This window comes from Candidatus Brevundimonas phytovorans (assembly GCA_029203145.1).
Lineage (GTDB): Bacteria > Pseudomonadota > Alphaproteobacteria > Caulobacterales > Caulobacteraceae > Brevundimonas > Brevundimonas phytovorans.
In genome coordinates this window covers 2853604-2869187 of sequence record CP119309.1, presented here as the reverse complement: position 1 = coordinate 2869187, position 15584 = coordinate 2853604, and the positions used below count along the sequence as shown (strand labels likewise).

Below are 15584 nucleotides of genomic sequence, written 5' to 3'. Positions count from 1 at the left end.
CTTAAGTCCTCAGCACCGCGCCGGCCTTGGCGGCGGCGGCGATGACCTTGGCGGTCAGGGCCTCGATCTCGGCCTCGGCCAGGGTGGCGGCGCGGGGCTGGATTTCGACCTCCAGGGCGACCGACTTCTGGCCCTCCGGCACGCCCCGGCCGCGATAGACGTCAAAGACGCGCACCTCAGCGATCAGGGCCTTGTCGGCGCCGACGACCGCGCGGGTCAGGTCGCCCACGGCCCTGGCTTCATCCAGCAGGAAGGCGAAGTCGCGCGACAGAGGCATCAGGTTCGGCAGGTCCGCCGCGCCTCGCGCCTTGCCGCCTTTTCCACGCGGTTCCGGCACGGCGTCGAGAGTGATCTCGAAGGCCAGCATGGGGCCGTCGGCGTCCAGGGCCTTCAGCACGCGCGGGTGCAGTTCACCGAACTCGACGATGACGTTCTTGGGCCCCAGTTGCAGGCGAGCCGAACGCCCCGGATGCCACCAGCCCTGGTTGGACCCCTGCGCCAGCTGCAGCGAGGCGACGGGCGCGCCGATCTCTTCCAGCAGGGCGAACAGGTCGGCCTTGACTTCGAACAGGGCGTCCTCGCCCGCCCCGCTCCAGTGGCGGTCAGGATGGGGCGCGATCAGGCCGGTGATGGCCGTGCGCTGACCGTTCGGCTGGTCGTTCAGATAGACCGGACCGACCTCGAACAGGGCCGCGTCGGCATGGCCGCGCGCGGCGTTGCGCGCCGCCGCCTGGATCAGGTTGGGCAGGATCGAGGGCCGCATGCAGTCGAGGTCGGCTGCAATGGGGTTTTCCAGCACCAGACGCTCATCGCCGCCGCCGAACAGGGCCGCCGTCGACTGCTTGGTGAAGGACCAGGTCACGGCCTCGGCATAGCCCAGGCTGGCCAGGGCCCGGCGGGCGATGCGAACGCGGGCCTGACGCGGGCTGAGCACGCCGCGCGCATGGCGGGCGACCTCGGGCAGGGGGGTGTTGGGCAGGGCGCGGAAGCCCTCGATGCGTGCGACTTCCTCGACCAGATCGGCGCGGCCCTCGACGTCGCGACGCCAGGACGGCGGGGTCACGATCCACGGCTCGGCCTGATCGGCGCCGCCCTTGGTGATCAGGAAGCCCAGCTGGCCCAGAATGGTCCCGATCCGGTCGTCGGTCAGTTCCATGCCGGTCAGGCGCTTCACATAGGCGGGGTCGAAGGCGAAGGGCGCCGGGCTGGCGGGCGGTTCGCCGACGAAGACGATCTCGGACGGCTCGCCGCCGCACAGGTCGAGGATCAGGCGCGTGGCCAGTTCCAGACCCGGCGTGACAGAAACCGGATCGACGCCGCGCGCGAAACGATACTGGGCGTCGGAATGGATGCCCAGGGTGCGGCCCGTCTGGGCGATGACGATAGGCTCGAACCAGGCGCTTTCGAGGAAGACGTCGGTCGTGGCCTCGTCGCAGCCGGTGGACTCCCCGCCCATGACGCCGCCCAGGCCGATGGGGCGCTCGCCCGCAGCATCGGCGATGACACAGTCGGTCGGCGCAACGCTGTAGGTCTTGCCGTCCAGCGCGATCAGGTGCTCGGGCTCGCCCGTCTCTGCGGAGGTCAGACCGCCGCGTACGACGATCTCCGTCCCCGACAGCTTGGCCATGTCATAGACGTGCAGAGGCCGCGCGCGGTCATAGGCGATCAGGTTGGTGACATCCACCAGGCGGTTGATCGAGCGCAGGCCGATGGCGGTCAGGCGTTTCTGCAGCCAGGCCGGCGAGGGGCCGTTCTTGACGCCCCGGATGACGCGACCAGCGAAGACCGGGCACATCTCGGGCGCGTCCAGCCGCACCGAGATCGGCGAGGCGAAGGCGCCGCGCACCACGGCGATGTCGAAATGCTTCAGCTTGCCGGCGCCGGCGGCGGCCAGGTCGCGAGCGATGCCGGCGACGCCCAGCCAGTCGGGGCGGTTCGGCGTCACCTCGAAGTCGATGACCGGCTCGGCGCCGAACAGACCGGCGACCGGGGTCCCGACCGGGATCTCCGGCGGCAGCTCCTGAATGCCGTCGCTTTCGTCGGCCAGCTCCAGCTCAGAGGCCGAGCACAGCATGCCGTGCGAGACCACGCCGCGCACCGGCTTCTCGACCAGGGTCACGCCCAGGCCGGGCACATAGGCGCCGATGGGGGCGTAGATGGTGGTCAGGCCGGGACGCGCATTCGGGGCGCCGCAGACGATCTCCTTGAGGCCATCGACCGTCTCGACCTGGCAGACCTGCAGGCGGTCGGCATCGGGGTGACGCGCCGTCGAGAGGATCCTGGCCACGGTGAAGGGCGCCAGGGCGGCGACCGGATCATGGACCTCCTCGACCTCCAGCCCGGCCATGGTCATGGCTTCGGCGATCTGATGGACGTCGGCCTCGGTCTCGAGGTGGTCCTTCAGCCAGGAAAGCGTGAACTTCATTGGGGCGCGCCGCCGAGGGCCGAGACCATTTCGTCGAGGTAGGCGGGGGTTCCCGTGAAGCCGACTCCAAGGAAACGGCAGTTGATGAACTTGCAGTTCTTCAGCGGAATGGCGCCGGTCACGCGCTGCGGCCCGACGGGCTGGAGCAGAAGGTTGCGCGGATCGCCGTGGGCGTCGCCCATGTTGCAGCCGTCGAAGGTGCAGCCGGCCAGCGGGAGCAGCACGGCCGGTCCTTCGATCAGGCATTCGGTAAAGGTCAGGTTCTCAATGGTCGGTGAACCGGCGCGGCTGGTCTCCATGAACAACTGCGGCAGCCAGACGCTGGCCTTGGTGAACTCTGGGCCCGGGCCCAGCAGCTCAAGCGTGATGGGGGCGGCGGTTTGGGTAGCGGTCATGATCTAACTCTCGGGTCAGCTGAGGCCCGACGCCGGGTTCGGCGCGGCGAAGGCGGAGAAGCCGTAGTGCGCCAGCCAGCGCGTATCGGCGTCGAACATGGGGCGCAGGTCGGAGACGCCGTATTTGAGCATGGCCAGGCGATCGACGCCCATGCCGAAGGCGAAGCCCTGATACTCATCCGGGTCAATGCCGCAGTTACGCAGTACGTTCGGGTGAACCATGCCGCAGCCGAGGATCTCCAGCCAGTCGTCGCCCTCGTTCAGGGTCAGCTTGCCGCCCGATCGGTCGCAGCGGATGTCCATCTCCGCCGAGGGCTCAGTGAAGGGGAAGTGGTGCGGACGGAAGCGGGCGTTGACGTCGTCCAGCTCGAAGAAGCGGGCGATGAAGGTTTCCAGCGTCGTCTTCAGATGACCCATGTGGATGTCGCGGTCGATCACCAGACCTTCGATCTGATGGAACATCGGCGTGTGGGTGGCGTCGGAATCCTTACGGAAGGTGCGGCCGGGCGCGATGATGCGGATCGGCGGCTTCTGCGACATCATGGTGCGCACCTGCACCGGGCTGGTGTGAGTGCGCAGCACCTTGCGCTCGCCCGTTTCCGGGTCGGGCTTCAAGAAGAAGGTGTCGTGCATTTCCCGCGCCGGGTGCTTGGGCGGGAAGTTCAGGGCGGTGAAGTTGTGAAAGTCGTCCTCGATGTCCGGGCCTTCGGCCACGGCGAAACCCATCTCGGCGAAAAGGGCGATCATCTCGTCCATGACCTGCATGGTCGGATGCACCCCGCCCTTGCGGCGCGGGCGGCTGGGCAGGGTCAGGTCGATGCGCTCGGCCAGCAGGCGGGCGTCCAGCTCGGCGGTCTCCAACTCGGCCTTCCGGGCGGCGAGTGCGGCGGTGACGCGGTCGCGCAGGCCGTTGATGATCGGCCCCTGTTCGCGGCGTTCGTCGGGGCTGAGCGCGCCCATCCCCTTGAGCAGGGCGGAGACGGCGCCGGTCTTGCCGACGGCGGCGACGCGCACCTCTTCGATCGCAGCGACGCTTTCGGCCGCTCCGATGGCGTTGATCAGGTCGAGTTCTAGCTGGGCGAGATCGGTCATGGTCCGCAGCGTCTAGCCCGACACGGCCGTCACGCAAAGCCTTCAGCGTCGATCAGGCCTAGTCTGCGAGGACGAAACTGATCTTCATGTTGACGCGGTATTCGGCGATCTGGCCGTCGCGGACCACGACCTTCTGTTCCTGGATCCAGGCCCCCTCGACATGGCGCAGGGTTTTTTCGGCGCGCGCCACGCCCTGGACGACGGCGTCGTCGAAGCTGACGGTGGACGATGCGGTGATTTCGGTGACGCGGGCAATGGACATCGACAGGGCCTCCTCAAACGCGCGTTCGCCGGTCGAACCCGCTGTCGACCCCAACGCCCGATCCGGCGAAAAGTCAGGCTTGGCCATGAAAAACGCCCGCCCCGAGAACGGGACGGGCGTTTGTATCTTTGTACGCTACCGCTCAGCCCACGGGGCTGAACTGCTTGAGCGCGTGGCCTTTACGCTAGAGCTCGGCTCTCAGAGCCTCGCTGCTTGAGCGCAGTCGCGAGACTTAGGCGGCCAGAGCGGCGCGGACCTTCTCGGCGATGGCCTTGAAGCTGGCTTCGTCGGCGGCGATCGTCGACAGGACCTTACGGTCCAGCACGATGCCGGCCTTGTCGAGGCCGTGGATGAACTGCGAGTAGGTGAAGCCTTCCAGACGGGCGGCGGCGTTGATGCGCTGGATCCACAGGGCGCGGAACGAACGCTTCTTGTTGCGACGGTCGCGGTAGGCGTACTGGCCAGCGCGGTCGACGGCGGCCTTGGCCGTGCGGATGGTGTTCTTGCGGCGGCCGTAGAAGCCCTTGGCCTGCTTAAGAACCTTCTTGTGTTTGGCGTGGGACGTTACGCCCCGTTTGACGCGAGCCATGTGTCGCTATCCTTTCAAATTCTTACGTAGAGATCAGATCGAAACGCGCGCGCCTATCAGGCGTACGGCATATAGGATTTGATCTTCTTGGCGTCGGCGTCGGCCATGACCGAGGTGCCGCGGTTCTGGCGGATGTACTTGGAGTTGTGGCTGATCAAGCGGTGACGCTTGCCCGCAACGCCGGCCTTCACCTTGCCAGTGGCCGTGAATTTGAAGCGCTTCTTGGCGCCAGACTTCGTCTTCAGTTTCGGCATTTTCACTCTCTCTTTTTAGTGGGCTATCGCTCTTCGAGCTGCTTGAGCCCGGAGTGCGAAGCTGAAACGAACGGCCCAGGCATGCCTGTTAGCCCGGCTGTTCGGTCGCGAAGAGGCGGCTTCTACGCCGAACCCCGGCGCGAGGCAAGCGAGTCACGGCCGTGTCGGCCCATCAATCGGATTCATTGGTCCTGGCGGGTCCAAGAAAAAAGCCCCGGTCAGAGACCGGGGCTTGATGAGCGATCGAAGGCCGCCTTAGCGCGGCGCCAGGATCATGATCATCTGACGGCCTTCCATACGCGGTGCGTATTCGACCTTGGCGACTTCGTCGAAGTCGGCCTGCACCTTGTTGAGCAGTTTCATGCCCAGTTCCGGGTGCGCCATTTCGCGGCCGCGGAAGCGCAGGGTCACCTTGACCTTGTCGCCCTCCTCGAAGAAGCGGTGCATCGACTTGGCCTTCACGTCGTAGTCGTGGGTGTCGATGTTCGGGCGGAGCTTGATTTCCTTGAGCTCGACGACCTTCTGACGCTTGCGCGCCTCAGCCTTCTTTTTCTGCTCCTGGAAACGATGCTTGCCGTAATCCAGGATCTTGCAGACCGGCGTCTCGGCGTTGCCGACGATCTGGACCAGATCCAGACCGGCTTCTTCGGCCGCTTCCAGCGCGGACGACAGCGGCATGACGCCCTGTTTCTCGCCGTTCTGGTCGATCAGCAGCACGCGCGTGGCGCGGATTTCCTGGTTGATGGGCGGCCCGTCCTTGACGGGCGGCGCTTGCATGGGACGGCGAATGGGCGTCGTTTCCTTATGTGGTCAGAAGAGCAGGCGATAATCTCGCAGGGATTCAGCGCGCGACGAAGGGCGGCGTTCCCAGCGGCGGGAATATGACGATAGAAGCCCTGTAATTCAAGGCTGGTCGGGGTTTTGACCGCCAATGAAGGCGTCGTGCAGCGCCAAGACCCCCTCAAAGACGTGATCCACGGTCAGATCCTCGATGGGGGCGAACTGGCCGCGCGTCTCGTTGGAGGCCACTGTGCGGGTCGTGGGGCCCCAGGGGCCGTAGAGCCACCACTCGGTCGGTCCGAACAGGCCGAGTGTCGGCCGGCCCAGCGCTGCGGATACGTGCATCAGGCCGCTGTCATTGCCGACGAACAGGGCTGCGCGGTCGATGAGGGCGGCGGAACAGAGGATGTCGCCCTTGCCCACGCCGTCGATGGCGCGCTCGCCGGCCGTCTCCAGCGCCGGGGTCGCGGGCGGGCGGTCGCCGGGTCCGCCGACGGGCATGAAGCGCCAGCCGTCGAAGCGGGGCTCCGCCTTCAGCTTCTCGACCAGTTGACCCCAGCGGTCGGCGGGCCAGGACTTGCCCGGCTGGTGGGCGATGGGGGCCAGGGCGATGATCGGCCCCACGCCGGGCCCTGCGGCCAGTTGCGGGTCGATGACGGCGGCGGCCTCGGCGCGGGCTTGAGCGTCGAGCCAGATTTCGGGGGCCAGCGGCGTGGCCGAACCCATCAGGCGCGACACCATCTCGACCTTGCGCAGACCCGTCTCCCAGCGGCGATTATAGACGATCCGGCGCTTGGCCGGGATCAGCCAGGCCAGGGCCGAACCGCGAATGTCGACGACCAGGTCCCACTGGGTCCCGCGCACCTGTTTCCACAGATCGACCCAGTGTCCGGCGGCCTTCTTCTTGTCGAGGATGATGACGCGTTTGACGTTCGGGGCGGACCGGAAGAAGGGCGCCGGGGGACGTCCGCAGGCCACGGTGATCTGAACCCCCGGCAGTTGGCGCGCGATCTCGCGGATCACTCCCGAGGAGATGACGCAGTCGCCGATCCGGTTCGAGCTGACGAAGAGGGCTTTGGGTGCGGACAAGCGGGGCTCTCGCGGCCTGTGAAGAAGTCCCGCCTCTGCTAAAGCCATTCCACGCCGAATGACAGTCCGAGGAGTTTTCATGTCCGATGTCGAAACCCTGCAACGCCCCGACGGCGAGACCCTGGCCTTCAAGGCGGTCAAGGGCGACGGCCCTACGGTCGTCTGGATCGGCGGCTTCCGTTCGGACATGGAGGGGACGAAAGCCTTGGCCCTGGACTCCGCCGCCCGCGAACGCGGCTGGAACTATGTCCGCTACGATCACTTCGCCCACGGCCAGTCCTCGGGCGACTGGAGACAGGCCACCATCGGCCGCTGGCGCGAGGACGCCGTGGCCCTGATCGACAGTCTCGAAGGGCCGATCATTCCCGTAGGGTCGTCGATGGGCGGCTGGGTGGCCCTGCTGGCGACCCTGGCCCGGCCGGAGCGGATCAAGGGATTGGTGCTGGTCAATCCGGCGCAGGACTTCACCGAAAAGCTGATGTGGCCCGGCCTGGCCGACCACGAGCGTCAGGCCATCCTGCGCGACGGCGAGACGGTCATCACCGAGGCAGGGCTGGGGGCCTACGTCCTGGCCCGGTGCATGTTCGAGGAGGCGCGCGACTGGCTGTTGCTGGACGGCGTGATCGAGATCAGTGCGCCGGTTCATGTGCTGCAGGGCCGCGCCGACGACGTGGTGCCGTGGCGCCATCAGGTCGAGCTGCTCGAGCGCCTGACCGGCGGCGACGTGCGTCTGGACCTGATCGAGGGCGGAGACCATCGGCTGTCGACGCCGCGCGATCTGGAACGGCTGGTCGAAGCGGTGGAGGCGGTGCGGGGCTGATCGCTTGCGTCTTTCCTCCCCATTTCATGGGGAGGAAATCGGCTTCAGCCCATCACAGGATAAACCGGCTCAGGTCGATGTTCTTGGCCAGTTCGCCGACCTTGTCGCGCACCTGATCGCCGTCGAAGGTCAGGGTCTGGCCCGACAGGTCCGAGGCCTTGAAGCTGGTCTCTTCCAGCACCCGCTCCAGCACGGTCTGAAGGCGGCGCGCGCCGATGTTCTCGACGGTGTTGTTGGCGGCCACGGCGGCGTCGGCCATGGCCTCGACCGCGTCGTCGGTGAAGACCAGGGTCACGCCCTCGGTTTCCAGCAGGGCCTGATTCTGACGGATCAGGTTGGCCTCCGGCTCGGTCAGGATGCGCTTGAAGTCGTCGCGCGTCAGGGCCTTCAGCTCGACCCGGATCGGCAGGCGGCCTTGCAGTTCGGGCAGCAGGTCGCTGGGCTTGGCGACGTGGAAGGCGCCCGAGGCGATGAACAGGACGTGGTCGGTCTTCACCGGCCCGTACTTGGTCGACACTGTCGTGCCTTCGATCAGCGGCAGCAGGTCGCGCTGCACGCCTTCACGTGAAACATCGGCCCCGGAGGCGCCCTGACGCGCCGCCACCTTGTCGATCTCGTCGAGGAAAACGATGCCCTCGTTCTCGGCCAGCAGAAGCGCCTCCTTGGTCAGGCTTTCCTGATCCAGCAGCTTATCGCTTTCCTCGGTGGTCAGCGGGGCCATGGCTTCGGCGACCGTCAGCTTGACCGTCTTGGTGCGCCCGCCCCCCATCTTGCCCAGCAGGTCCGACAGGTTCAGCAGGCCGACGTTGCCGCCGCCGCCCGGCATGTCCAGGCCCTGCAGGGGCGAGGTCGTGTCGGTCAGGGCGATCTCGATCTCCTTGTCGTCCAGCTCGCCAGCGCGCAGCTTCTTCCTGAAGGCGTCACGCGTGGCGGGCTGCGACCCCGGCCCGACCAAGGCGTCCAGAATGCGATCCTCGGCCTGACCTTCGGCGCGCGCCTTGACGCCCGACCGGCGCTTGTCGCGCACCATGACCAGGGCGCTCTCGACCAGGTCGCGCATGATCTGATCCACGTCGCGACCGACATAACCGACCTCGGTGAACTTGGTGGCCTCGACCTTGAGGAAGGGCGAACCGGCCAGCTTGGCCAGGCGCCGGGCGATCTCGGTCTTGCCGACGCCCGTGGGGCCGATCATCAGGATGTTCTTGGGCGTGACCTCGTCGCGCAGATCTTCCGGCACGCGCTTGCGGCGCCAGCGGTTGCGCAAAGCCACGGCCACGGCGCGCTTGGCGTCGTCCTGACCGACGATATAGCGGTCCAGTTCGGAAACGATTTCGCGGGGAGACAGGTCGGTCATGGGTCAGACGGTCCAGAAATACTCAGACAGGCGCTCAAGCAGCGAGCCGCCGCGCGGCGAGCGATAGCGCCCTACAAACTCTCAATGGTCAGGTTGCCGTTGGTGTAGACGCAGATGTCGGCGGCGATCTTCATGGCCTTGCGCGCGATCTGCTCGGCGTCCAGCTCGCTGTTTTCGTCGATCAGGGCGCGGGCGGCGGCGAGCGCATAGTTGCCGCCAGAGCCGACAGCGGCCACGCCGTACTCCGGCTCCAGCACATCGCCGACGCCCGTCACCGTCAGGATGGTGTCCTTGTCGGCCACCAGCAGCATGGCCTCCAGCCGGCGCAGATAGCGGTCGGTGCGCCAGTCCTTGGCCAGCTCGACGCAGGCGCGGGCCAACTGGTCGGGATACTGCTCCAGCTTGGCCTCCAGCCGCTCGATCAGGGTCAGGGCGTCGGCGGTGGCCCCAGCGAAACCCGCCAGGACCTTGCCGCCCGCAAGCGTGCGCACCTTGCGCGCCGCGCCCTTGACGATGGTCGGCCCCATCGAGACCTGGCCGTCGCCGGCGATGACAGTGCGGCCGTTCTTGCGCACCGCCAGGATGGTGGTGCCGTGCCAGTCGGGGAAGCTGGAAGTCTGGGTCATGACGACCAGATGGCGAGGAATGGTCGGCCTCGCAAGACGCCGTCCGGTCGCAGGCGCGCCGTCGCCCCCGATCGGCGCTCGTGGTTTGTTAACCCCGTCCGTGACAAGGGGCGCTCTGGTTTGTCTGCATCGTCTTCAGTTCGAGTTCCGCCTTGCCCCTGCACCGCATCATCTACGTCAGCGAGGCCGTCGGCGCGGCGGGGACCAGCCTCTTGTCGATCGCTGAGATCCTGGGGGTGTCGGAGCGCAACAATCGCCGCGACCATCTGACCGGGGTGCTGCTGGGGCACAACGGCCGCTTTCTTCAAGCCATCGAGGGCGCGCGGACCGACCTCGACCGGCTGATGGATCGTCTGAGTCATGATCGGCGGCACGTCAATCTGCGCCTCCTGTCCGACCGGCCGATCGCCGCCCGCATGTTCGGCCACTGGGCCATGGGACAGGCCACGGCCACGCCGGCCATGCTGGACCTGCTGAACGATGAGGACCTGTCGGCCATCAGCCCGGCCAAGGCCGAGACAGTGCTGGCGGCCACGGCGGCCAGTCTGGCGGAACCGGCCTGATGCCGCGTCTCGGGCTGGCGTTCCCCTGACGACGCGCTAGATGTCGGGGGTGAACACGCCCTCCGCTCCCGCCGCCCCCGTCCGCTTCTCCGATGAGGAGGTGGACCGCTATGCGCGTCAACTGGTGCTGTCCGAGATCGGCGGTCCGGGCCAGCAGGCCCTGAAGCGCGCGCGCGTGCTGATCGTCGGCCTGGGCGGGGTCGGCGCGCCCGCCGCCCTCTATCTGGCCGCCGCCGGGGTCGGGACCCTGGGCCTGATCGACCATGACGCGGTGGCCCTGTCGAACCTGCAACGCCAGATCATCTTCACGACCGCCGACGCCGAACGCCCGAAGGTCGAAGCGGGCGCTGACCATCTGGCCGCGCTCAATCCCCATGTCGTCGTCGAGCCCTTCGTGGAGCGGCTGACGCCTGATAACGCCCGCAGCATCATCGAGCGGTTCGACGTGGTGCTGGACGGCACCGACGATTTCGAGACGCGCTTCGCCGTCAACGCCGCCTGCGTCATGGCGGGCGCGCCGCTGGTGTCCGGGGCGCTGGGCCGCTGGAACGGTCAGGTCGGGGTCTTCGCCGGCAAGCCCTGCTATCAATGCCTGGTGCCGGAAACCCCGCCCGACGCCGAGACCTGCGCCCGCGTGGGCGTGGTCGGCGCCCTGGCCGGGGTCATCGGCGCCATGGCGGCGCTGGAGACGATCAAGATCATCACCGGCGCGGGCGAGCCCCTCACCGGTCGGCTGATGCTCTACGACGGCCTGACCGGAACCAGCCGGGTGGCCAGGGTTACGACGGACCCGGCCTGTCAAATCTGTGGCGTGCAAGCTTAGAAGAGCTCTCCGGCAGCCTCGCTCATGCGACGGAAGTCATGGCCGACGTCCGGTACGGTCGAGACTTGCCAATTGAAGGGCAGACCGCGTTGCTCTGCATCGGCTTGAGCGGCGGCGTAAAACTTCATGCCTCGTTCCAGCCGGTGATCGCCTTGATCCATTGCGCGGGCAGACTGATCCAGGCGTCCCTGTTCAGCGTCGGTGTCGTTCTCGCCCAGCAGGATGATCAGATGTCTGGCGTAGGATTTGCCGCGATCGTTCGAGACGCCTTTCACCCCGTATGGGAAGTCGATGCTGCTGTCAGGAAAGGCATAGGTTCCCGCATTGGCGGCTATCGCCCGACGGATGCGCGCCTCCGGCTTGACCATGACCATCCGCTGAACGAACTGACCGCCTGCCGAATGGCCAAACATGTCATACTGCGTCACTGACCAGTCATTGGCTGCATTGATATGGTCGACGACATTCTCGATAGCGGTGAAGGCCCATTCGCTTTCTGGATTGGGTGCGCCGAACACATTCCGAAGATTGCCTTCCTGATAGTCGCTGGTGATGTACTCAGCGAAGCGGCTGTCAAATTCTGGCGCGATCAGAAGAATACCCTTGCGGTCGGCGATTTCGCTCCACCTATCCAGATAGGTCTCAGCGTTTCGGCCCATGCCGTGCATAACGAAAAGAACAGGGTCTTCGGGGCTCCAGGCGTCGGGCCGGTATGTCCAGACTCGAATGGTTCGGCGATCTGAATTTTTCCACGCCGACATGACAAAACTGCCCTTGCCATGCGGCGTCGGCGCAACTGCAGTCAGCGCGGGCCCCCGAGGCATCCACGTCACATAAGCAAAAATCAGCACCAGCAACGCAGCAACTGTGAGCGTCATCGCCCCAGCCAATAGCTTCAGTACTTTCATATAGCCCTCCCGTTCGAGCGTTCCCGCCGAGCAACGGTCAAGCTCAGTCTCCGACCCTGAACCGTGAGTGAACGAGGCCTAGCGCCAGCTTTAAAGCATGGCCGGGATGACGCGGTCCGGGGGGCGGTGACCGTTCTGATAGGTCATGATGTTGGCGATGACGCGGTCGCCCATGTCCTGGCGGGCCTCGATCGTGGCCGAGCCGAGATGGGGCAGCAGGACCACGTTCGGACGGCCGACCAGACCCGGATGCACCGCCGGTTCATGCTCGAACACGTCCAGACCGACGCCGAACAGGGCGCGGCGATCCAGGGCCTCGACCAGGGCCGCCTCGTCGATCAGCTCGCCCCGCGCCGTATTGACCACGATGGCGTGGGGCTGCAGCCGGGCGATGCGCTCGGCCGACAGCAGGTGGTGGGTGTCCTTGGTGGCCGGGCAGTTCAGCGAGATGACGTCCATTCGCGCCAGCATCTGATCCAGATCGTCCCACCAGGTCGCGCCCAGCTCCTCGGCGATCATGTCCGAAACGGGCTTGCGGTTGTGATAGTGGACCTGCATCCCAAAGGCCTTGGCGCGGCGGGCCAGGGCCTGGCCGATGCGGCCCATGCCGACGATGCCCAGCCGCTTGCCCCACAGCTTGCGCCCGCACATCCAGGTCGGGCTCCAGCCCTCGAACTGACCCGCTGCGACGACATTGGCGCCTTCGACGATGCGGCGGCTGACGCCCAGGATCAGGCTCATGGCCAGGTCGGCGGTGTCCTCGGTCAGGACGCCGGGGGTGTTGGTGACGATGATCCCGCGCGCCACGGCGGCGTCGATGTCGATATGGTCCACGCCCGCGCCGAAGTTGGCGATCATCTTCAGCTGCTCGCCCGCGCCCGCGATCAGCTCGGCGTCCAGATGGTCCGTGATGGTCGGGACCAGGACCTCGGCGCGTTGCAGGGCGGCGGCCAGGTCGTGGCGCGACATGGGCTTGTCGGTCAGATTCAGCTCGGCGTCGAACAGTTCACGCAGGCGCGTCTCCACCGCGTCCGGCAGGCGTCTGGTTAATACGACCTTAAGCTTGCGAGCGGACATAGGGGGCCTGGGTTTCGACGGGCAAAAGCGCCCGTGCGGGACGTGTCGATCCGGTGTTTAGCAAAGCTGTGGTCAGGTTCAAAAGTTTCCGGCGTATCGCCGTCATCGCCGCTGTTCTGGGAACGGGCGTCTTCGCGGGCGCCGGTGCGACCATGCCCGACGGTCGGCCCACCCCGACCGGATTGGAAGTGCCGCGCTGGGTCACGCTGAAGTCCTCTCAGGTGCGCGCTCGCCAGGGGCCGGGGCTCGATTACCAGATCCTGTGGGAATACCGCGCCGCCGGCTTGCCGGTTCAGGTGATCGCCGAGACCAAGGAGTGGCGCAAGATCTGCGACCCCGACGGTTCGGTCGCCTGGATTCACCGCACCGTGGCCTCGGGCCGCCGCAGCGTGTTCAACCGCTCGGCCGAAGAAATCCTGATCCATTCGGGACGCTCGGCCACCTCGTCGGTGCGCGCGCGCCTGTCGCCGCGCTCCATTGTCTCACTGGACGAGTGCGAAGAGGGCTGGTGCCGGGTGCGGGCCCGCAAGATCAGGGGCTGGCTGCCCGAGCGCGCCGTGTTCGGAACCCAGGACCGGGCCCTGTGCAACGCCGCTCGCCCGGCTGGCGCCGGTCGAAGCTAGATTTCACAACAGTTGAGCGCGCGCGCAGGGTCGTGTAACCCGCCCGCAACACTTCCGGAGCGTCATCCTTGAGCCAGTCCCAATATCCGTCGTCGTTCGATCATGAAGGCCTGCTGGCCTCGGGCCGTGGCGAGCTGTTCGGTCCGGGCAACGCCCAGCTGCCGGCCCCGCCGATGCTGATGTTCGACCGCATCAAGACCATCACCGCCGATGGCGGCGACTATGGCAAGGGCTATGTCGAGGCGGAACTCGACATCAACCCGGACCTCTGGTTCTTCCAGTGTCACTTCATCGGCGATCCGGTCATGCCGGGCTGCCTGGGCCTGGACGCCATGTGGCAGCTGGTCGGCTTCTACCTCGGCTGGATCGGCGGCGCCGGCAAGGGTCGTGCTCTGGGCGTCGGCGAGGTCAAGTTCACCGGCCAGGTGACGCCGGACGTCAAGAAGGTGGTCTACAAGGTCCACCTGAAGCGCGTCATCAACCGCAAGCTGGTCATGGGCATCGCTGACGGCGTGCTCGAGGCCGACGGCGAGGTCATCTACACCTGCGCCGACATGCGCGTCGGCCTGTTCGGCGGCGCGGCCACGGTGGCGTCGACGGACGCCTGACCCCATTTAACGCAGACCGCGGTCAACGCGGCGCCTGAAGACTGAACGTTAGGAAACCACCATGCGGCGTGTTGTCGTCACCGGATTGGGCATTGTCTCCTCCATCGGCACCGGTCAGGACGAGGTCACGGCCTCCCTGCGCGAGGCCAAGTCGGGCGTCCAGCACGCCGCCGACCACGCCAAGTACGGCTTCCGCTCGCAGGTCTGGGCGCCGCCGGCCCTGGGCGTGACGGCTGAGGACTGGGCGCCGCTGGTCGATCGTCGCGCGGCGCGCTTCCTGGCCAACGGCACGGCCTGGGCGCACATCGCCTTTGAAGAAGCGCTGAAGGACTCAGGGCTCAGCGCTGACGAGATCAAGGACGAGCGTATCGGCCTGATCGTCGGCGAGGGCGGTCCCTCGACCCAGGTTATCCTGCAAGCCGCCGCCACGACCGTGGAAAAGGGCTCGCCCAAGCGCGTCGGCCCCTTCGCCGTGCCCAAGGCCATGGCCAGCGGCCCCTCGGCGGTTCTGGCCACCTGGTTCCAGCTGAAGGGCATCAACTATTCGATCTCCTCGGCCTGCGCGACCTCGGCCCACTGCATCGGCGCAGCCGCCGAGCAGATCGCCTGGGGCAAGCAGGACGTGGTCTTTGCTGGCGGTTGCGAAGACATCGACTGGTCCATGTCGAACATGTTCGACGCCATGGGCGCCATGTCCTCCAACTTCAACGAGACGCCTGGCGTCGCTTCGCGCGCCTATGACAAGGACCGCGACGGCTTCGTCATCGCCGGCGGCGCCGGCATCGTTGTGCTGGAGGAATACGAACGCGCCGTGGCGCGCGGCGCGACCATCTACGCCGAAGTCACCGGCTACGCCGCCAACTCGGACGGCTACGACATGGTGGCCCCCTCGGGCGAGGGCGCCGAACGCTGCATGAAGCTGGCGCTGGAAATGGCCGGCAATCCTCGGATCGACTACCTCAACCCGCACGGCACCTCGACGCCGGTCGGCGACGCCAAGGAAATGGGCGCGGTGCGCAACGTGTTCGGCGACGACCTGCCGATGATCTCCTCGACCAAGTCGCTGACGGGTCATTCCCTGGGGGCTGCTGGCGCGCAGGAAGCCATCTACTGCCTGTTGATGATGAAGCACGGCTTCGCCGCCGAGAGCGCCCACATCGAGAACCTCGATCCCGAGTTCGAGGGCATGCCGATCCTGCGTCAGCGCCACGACGGGGAACTGAAGCACGTCATGTCCAACAGCTTCGGCTTCGGCGGCACCAACGGCGCCCTGATCCTGTCCAAGGTCTAGTC

The 15584-nt window shown here is 66.7% G+C and carries 18 protein-coding genes; 6 read left to right on the top strand and 12 right to left on the bottom strand.

What is annotated here, in order from left to right; genetic code table 11:
• Nucleotide 1 precedes the first annotated feature (1 nt).
• From pheT to P0Y52_14045, 8 genes are all read right to left on the bottom strand, one after another.
• Nucleotides 2-2425 (bottom strand): phenylalanine--tRNA ligase subunit beta, encoded by a 2424-nt coding sequence (pheT, locus tag P0Y52_14080; GenBank protein ID WEK57652.1) that lies wholly within the window; start codon nucleotides 2423-2425, stop codon nucleotides 2-4.
• A complete protein-coding gene (locus tag P0Y52_14075) occupies nucleotides 2422-2820 on the bottom strand; it encodes a hypothetical protein (protein ID WEK57651.1) in 399 nt (132 codons plus the stop codon). The genes pheT and P0Y52_14075 overlap by 4 nt, the downstream gene beginning before the upstream one ends.
• Before the next feature lie 15 nt (nucleotides 2821-2835).
• Nucleotides 2836-3912: a phenylalanine--tRNA ligase subunit alpha gene (gene pheS / locus P0Y52_14070; protein ID WEK57650.1), complete on the bottom strand. Its 1077-nt coding sequence runs from the start codon at nucleotides 3910-3912 to the stop codon at nucleotides 2836-2838.
• Between the two features lie 58 nt (nucleotides 3913-3970).
• A complete protein-coding gene (locus P0Y52_14065; GenBank protein ID WEK57649.1) occupies nucleotides 3971-4174 on the bottom strand; it encodes a dodecin family protein in 204 nt (67 codons plus the stop codon).
• A gap of 232 nt (nucleotides 4175-4406) precedes the next feature.
• A complete protein-coding gene (rplT, locus tag P0Y52_14060; GenBank protein ID WEK57648.1) occupies nucleotides 4407-4763 on the bottom strand; it encodes a 50S ribosomal protein L20 in 357 nt (118 codons plus the stop codon).
• A 56-nt stretch (nucleotides 4764-4819) separates the two neighbouring features.
• A complete protein-coding gene (gene rpmI, locus P0Y52_14055; GenBank protein WEK57647.1) occupies nucleotides 4820-5017 on the bottom strand; it encodes a 50S ribosomal protein L35 in 198 nt (65 codons plus the stop codon).
• 255 nt (nucleotides 5018-5272) lie between these two features.
• The gene (gene infC / locus P0Y52_14050; protein WEK57646.1) at nucleotides 5273-5794 is read right to left on the bottom strand and encodes a translation initiation factor IF-3; all 522 of its coding nucleotides are present in this window, start codon (nucleotides 5792-5794) and stop codon (nucleotides 5273-5275) included.
• A gap of 126 nt (nucleotides 5795-5920) precedes the next feature.
• Nucleotides 5921-6886: a glycosyltransferase family 9 protein gene (locus tag P0Y52_14045; protein WEK57645.1), complete on the bottom strand. Its 966-nt coding sequence runs from the start codon at nucleotides 6884-6886 to the stop codon at nucleotides 5921-5923.
• Between the two features lie 79 nt (nucleotides 6887-6965).
• Here P0Y52_14045 and P0Y52_14040 point away from each other — a divergent pair, with 79 nt between their 5' ends.
• The gene (locus P0Y52_14040) at nucleotides 6966-7706 is read left to right on the top strand and encodes an alpha/beta hydrolase (GenBank protein WEK57644.1); all 741 of its coding nucleotides are present in this window, start codon (nucleotides 6966-6968) and stop codon (nucleotides 7704-7706) included.
• Nucleotides 7707-7758: 52 nt separating this feature from the next.
• Here the strand turns inward: P0Y52_14040 and hslU are convergent, their stop codons facing one another.
• Together hslU and hslV are read right to left on the bottom strand one after the other, a co-directional pair.
• Nucleotides 7759-9063, bottom strand: coding sequence for an ATP-dependent protease ATPase subunit HslU (gene hslU / locus P0Y52_14035; protein ID WEK57643.1), 1305 nt, complete (start codon nucleotides 9061-9063; stop codon nucleotides 7759-7761).
• 71 nt (nucleotides 9064-9134) lie between these two features.
• On the bottom strand, nucleotides 9135-9689 hold the full coding sequence (gene hslV, locus P0Y52_14030; GenBank protein WEK57642.1) for an ATP-dependent protease subunit HslV: 555 nt from the start codon (nucleotides 9687-9689) through the stop codon (nucleotides 9135-9137).
• A gap of 152 nt (nucleotides 9690-9841) precedes the next feature.
• On the opposite strand from hslV, the gene P0Y52_14025 reads away from it, so the two are divergent.
• Together P0Y52_14025 and P0Y52_14020 are read left to right on the top strand one after the other, a co-directional pair.
• Nucleotides 9842-10252, top strand: a complete 411-nt coding sequence (locus P0Y52_14025; protein WEK57641.1) for a BLUF domain-containing protein — start codon at nucleotides 9842-9844, stop codon at nucleotides 10250-10252.
• 49 nt (nucleotides 10253-10301) lie between these two features.
• Nucleotides 10302-11075, top strand: a complete 774-nt coding sequence (locus P0Y52_14020; GenBank protein ID WEK57640.1) for a HesA/MoeB/ThiF family protein — start codon at nucleotides 10302-10304, stop codon at nucleotides 11073-11075.
• On the opposite strand, the gene P0Y52_14015 is transcribed toward P0Y52_14020, so the two are convergent.
• Together P0Y52_14015 and P0Y52_14010 are read right to left on the bottom strand one after the other, a co-directional pair.
• The gene (locus P0Y52_14015) at nucleotides 11072-11983 is read right to left on the bottom strand and encodes a hypothetical protein (GenBank protein WEK57639.1); all 912 of its coding nucleotides are present in this window, start codon (nucleotides 11981-11983) and stop codon (nucleotides 11072-11074) included. The two genes, P0Y52_14020 and P0Y52_14015, sit on opposite strands and share 4 nt — an antisense overlap.
• A gap of 90 nt (nucleotides 11984-12073) precedes the next feature.
• A complete protein-coding gene (locus tag P0Y52_14010; GenBank protein ID WEK57638.1) occupies nucleotides 12074-13060 on the bottom strand; it encodes a D-glycerate dehydrogenase in 987 nt (328 codons plus the stop codon).
• A gap of 68 nt (nucleotides 13061-13128) precedes the next feature.
• On the opposite strand from P0Y52_14010, the gene P0Y52_14005 reads away from it, so the two are divergent.
• The 3 genes from P0Y52_14005 (at nucleotide 13129) to fabB (ending at nucleotide 15582) form a co-directional block, all read left to right on the top strand.
• Entirely contained in the window at nucleotides 13129-13683 is a 555-nt protein-coding gene (locus P0Y52_14005) for an SH3 domain-containing protein (GenBank protein ID WEK57637.1), read from the top strand.
• Between the two features lie 68 nt (nucleotides 13684-13751).
• On the top strand, nucleotides 13752-14291 hold the full coding sequence (fabA, locus tag P0Y52_14000; protein ID WEK57636.1) for a 3-hydroxyacyl-[acyl-carrier-protein] dehydratase FabA: 540 nt from the start codon (nucleotides 13752-13754) through the stop codon (nucleotides 14289-14291).
• A gap of 61 nt (nucleotides 14292-14352) precedes the next feature.
• Complete coding sequence (fabB, locus tag P0Y52_13995) at nucleotides 14353-15582, top strand: beta-ketoacyl-ACP synthase I (GenBank protein WEK57635.1); 1230 nt, start codon at nucleotides 14353-14355, stop codon at nucleotides 15580-15582.
• Nucleotides 15583-15584 lie beyond the last annotated feature (2 nt).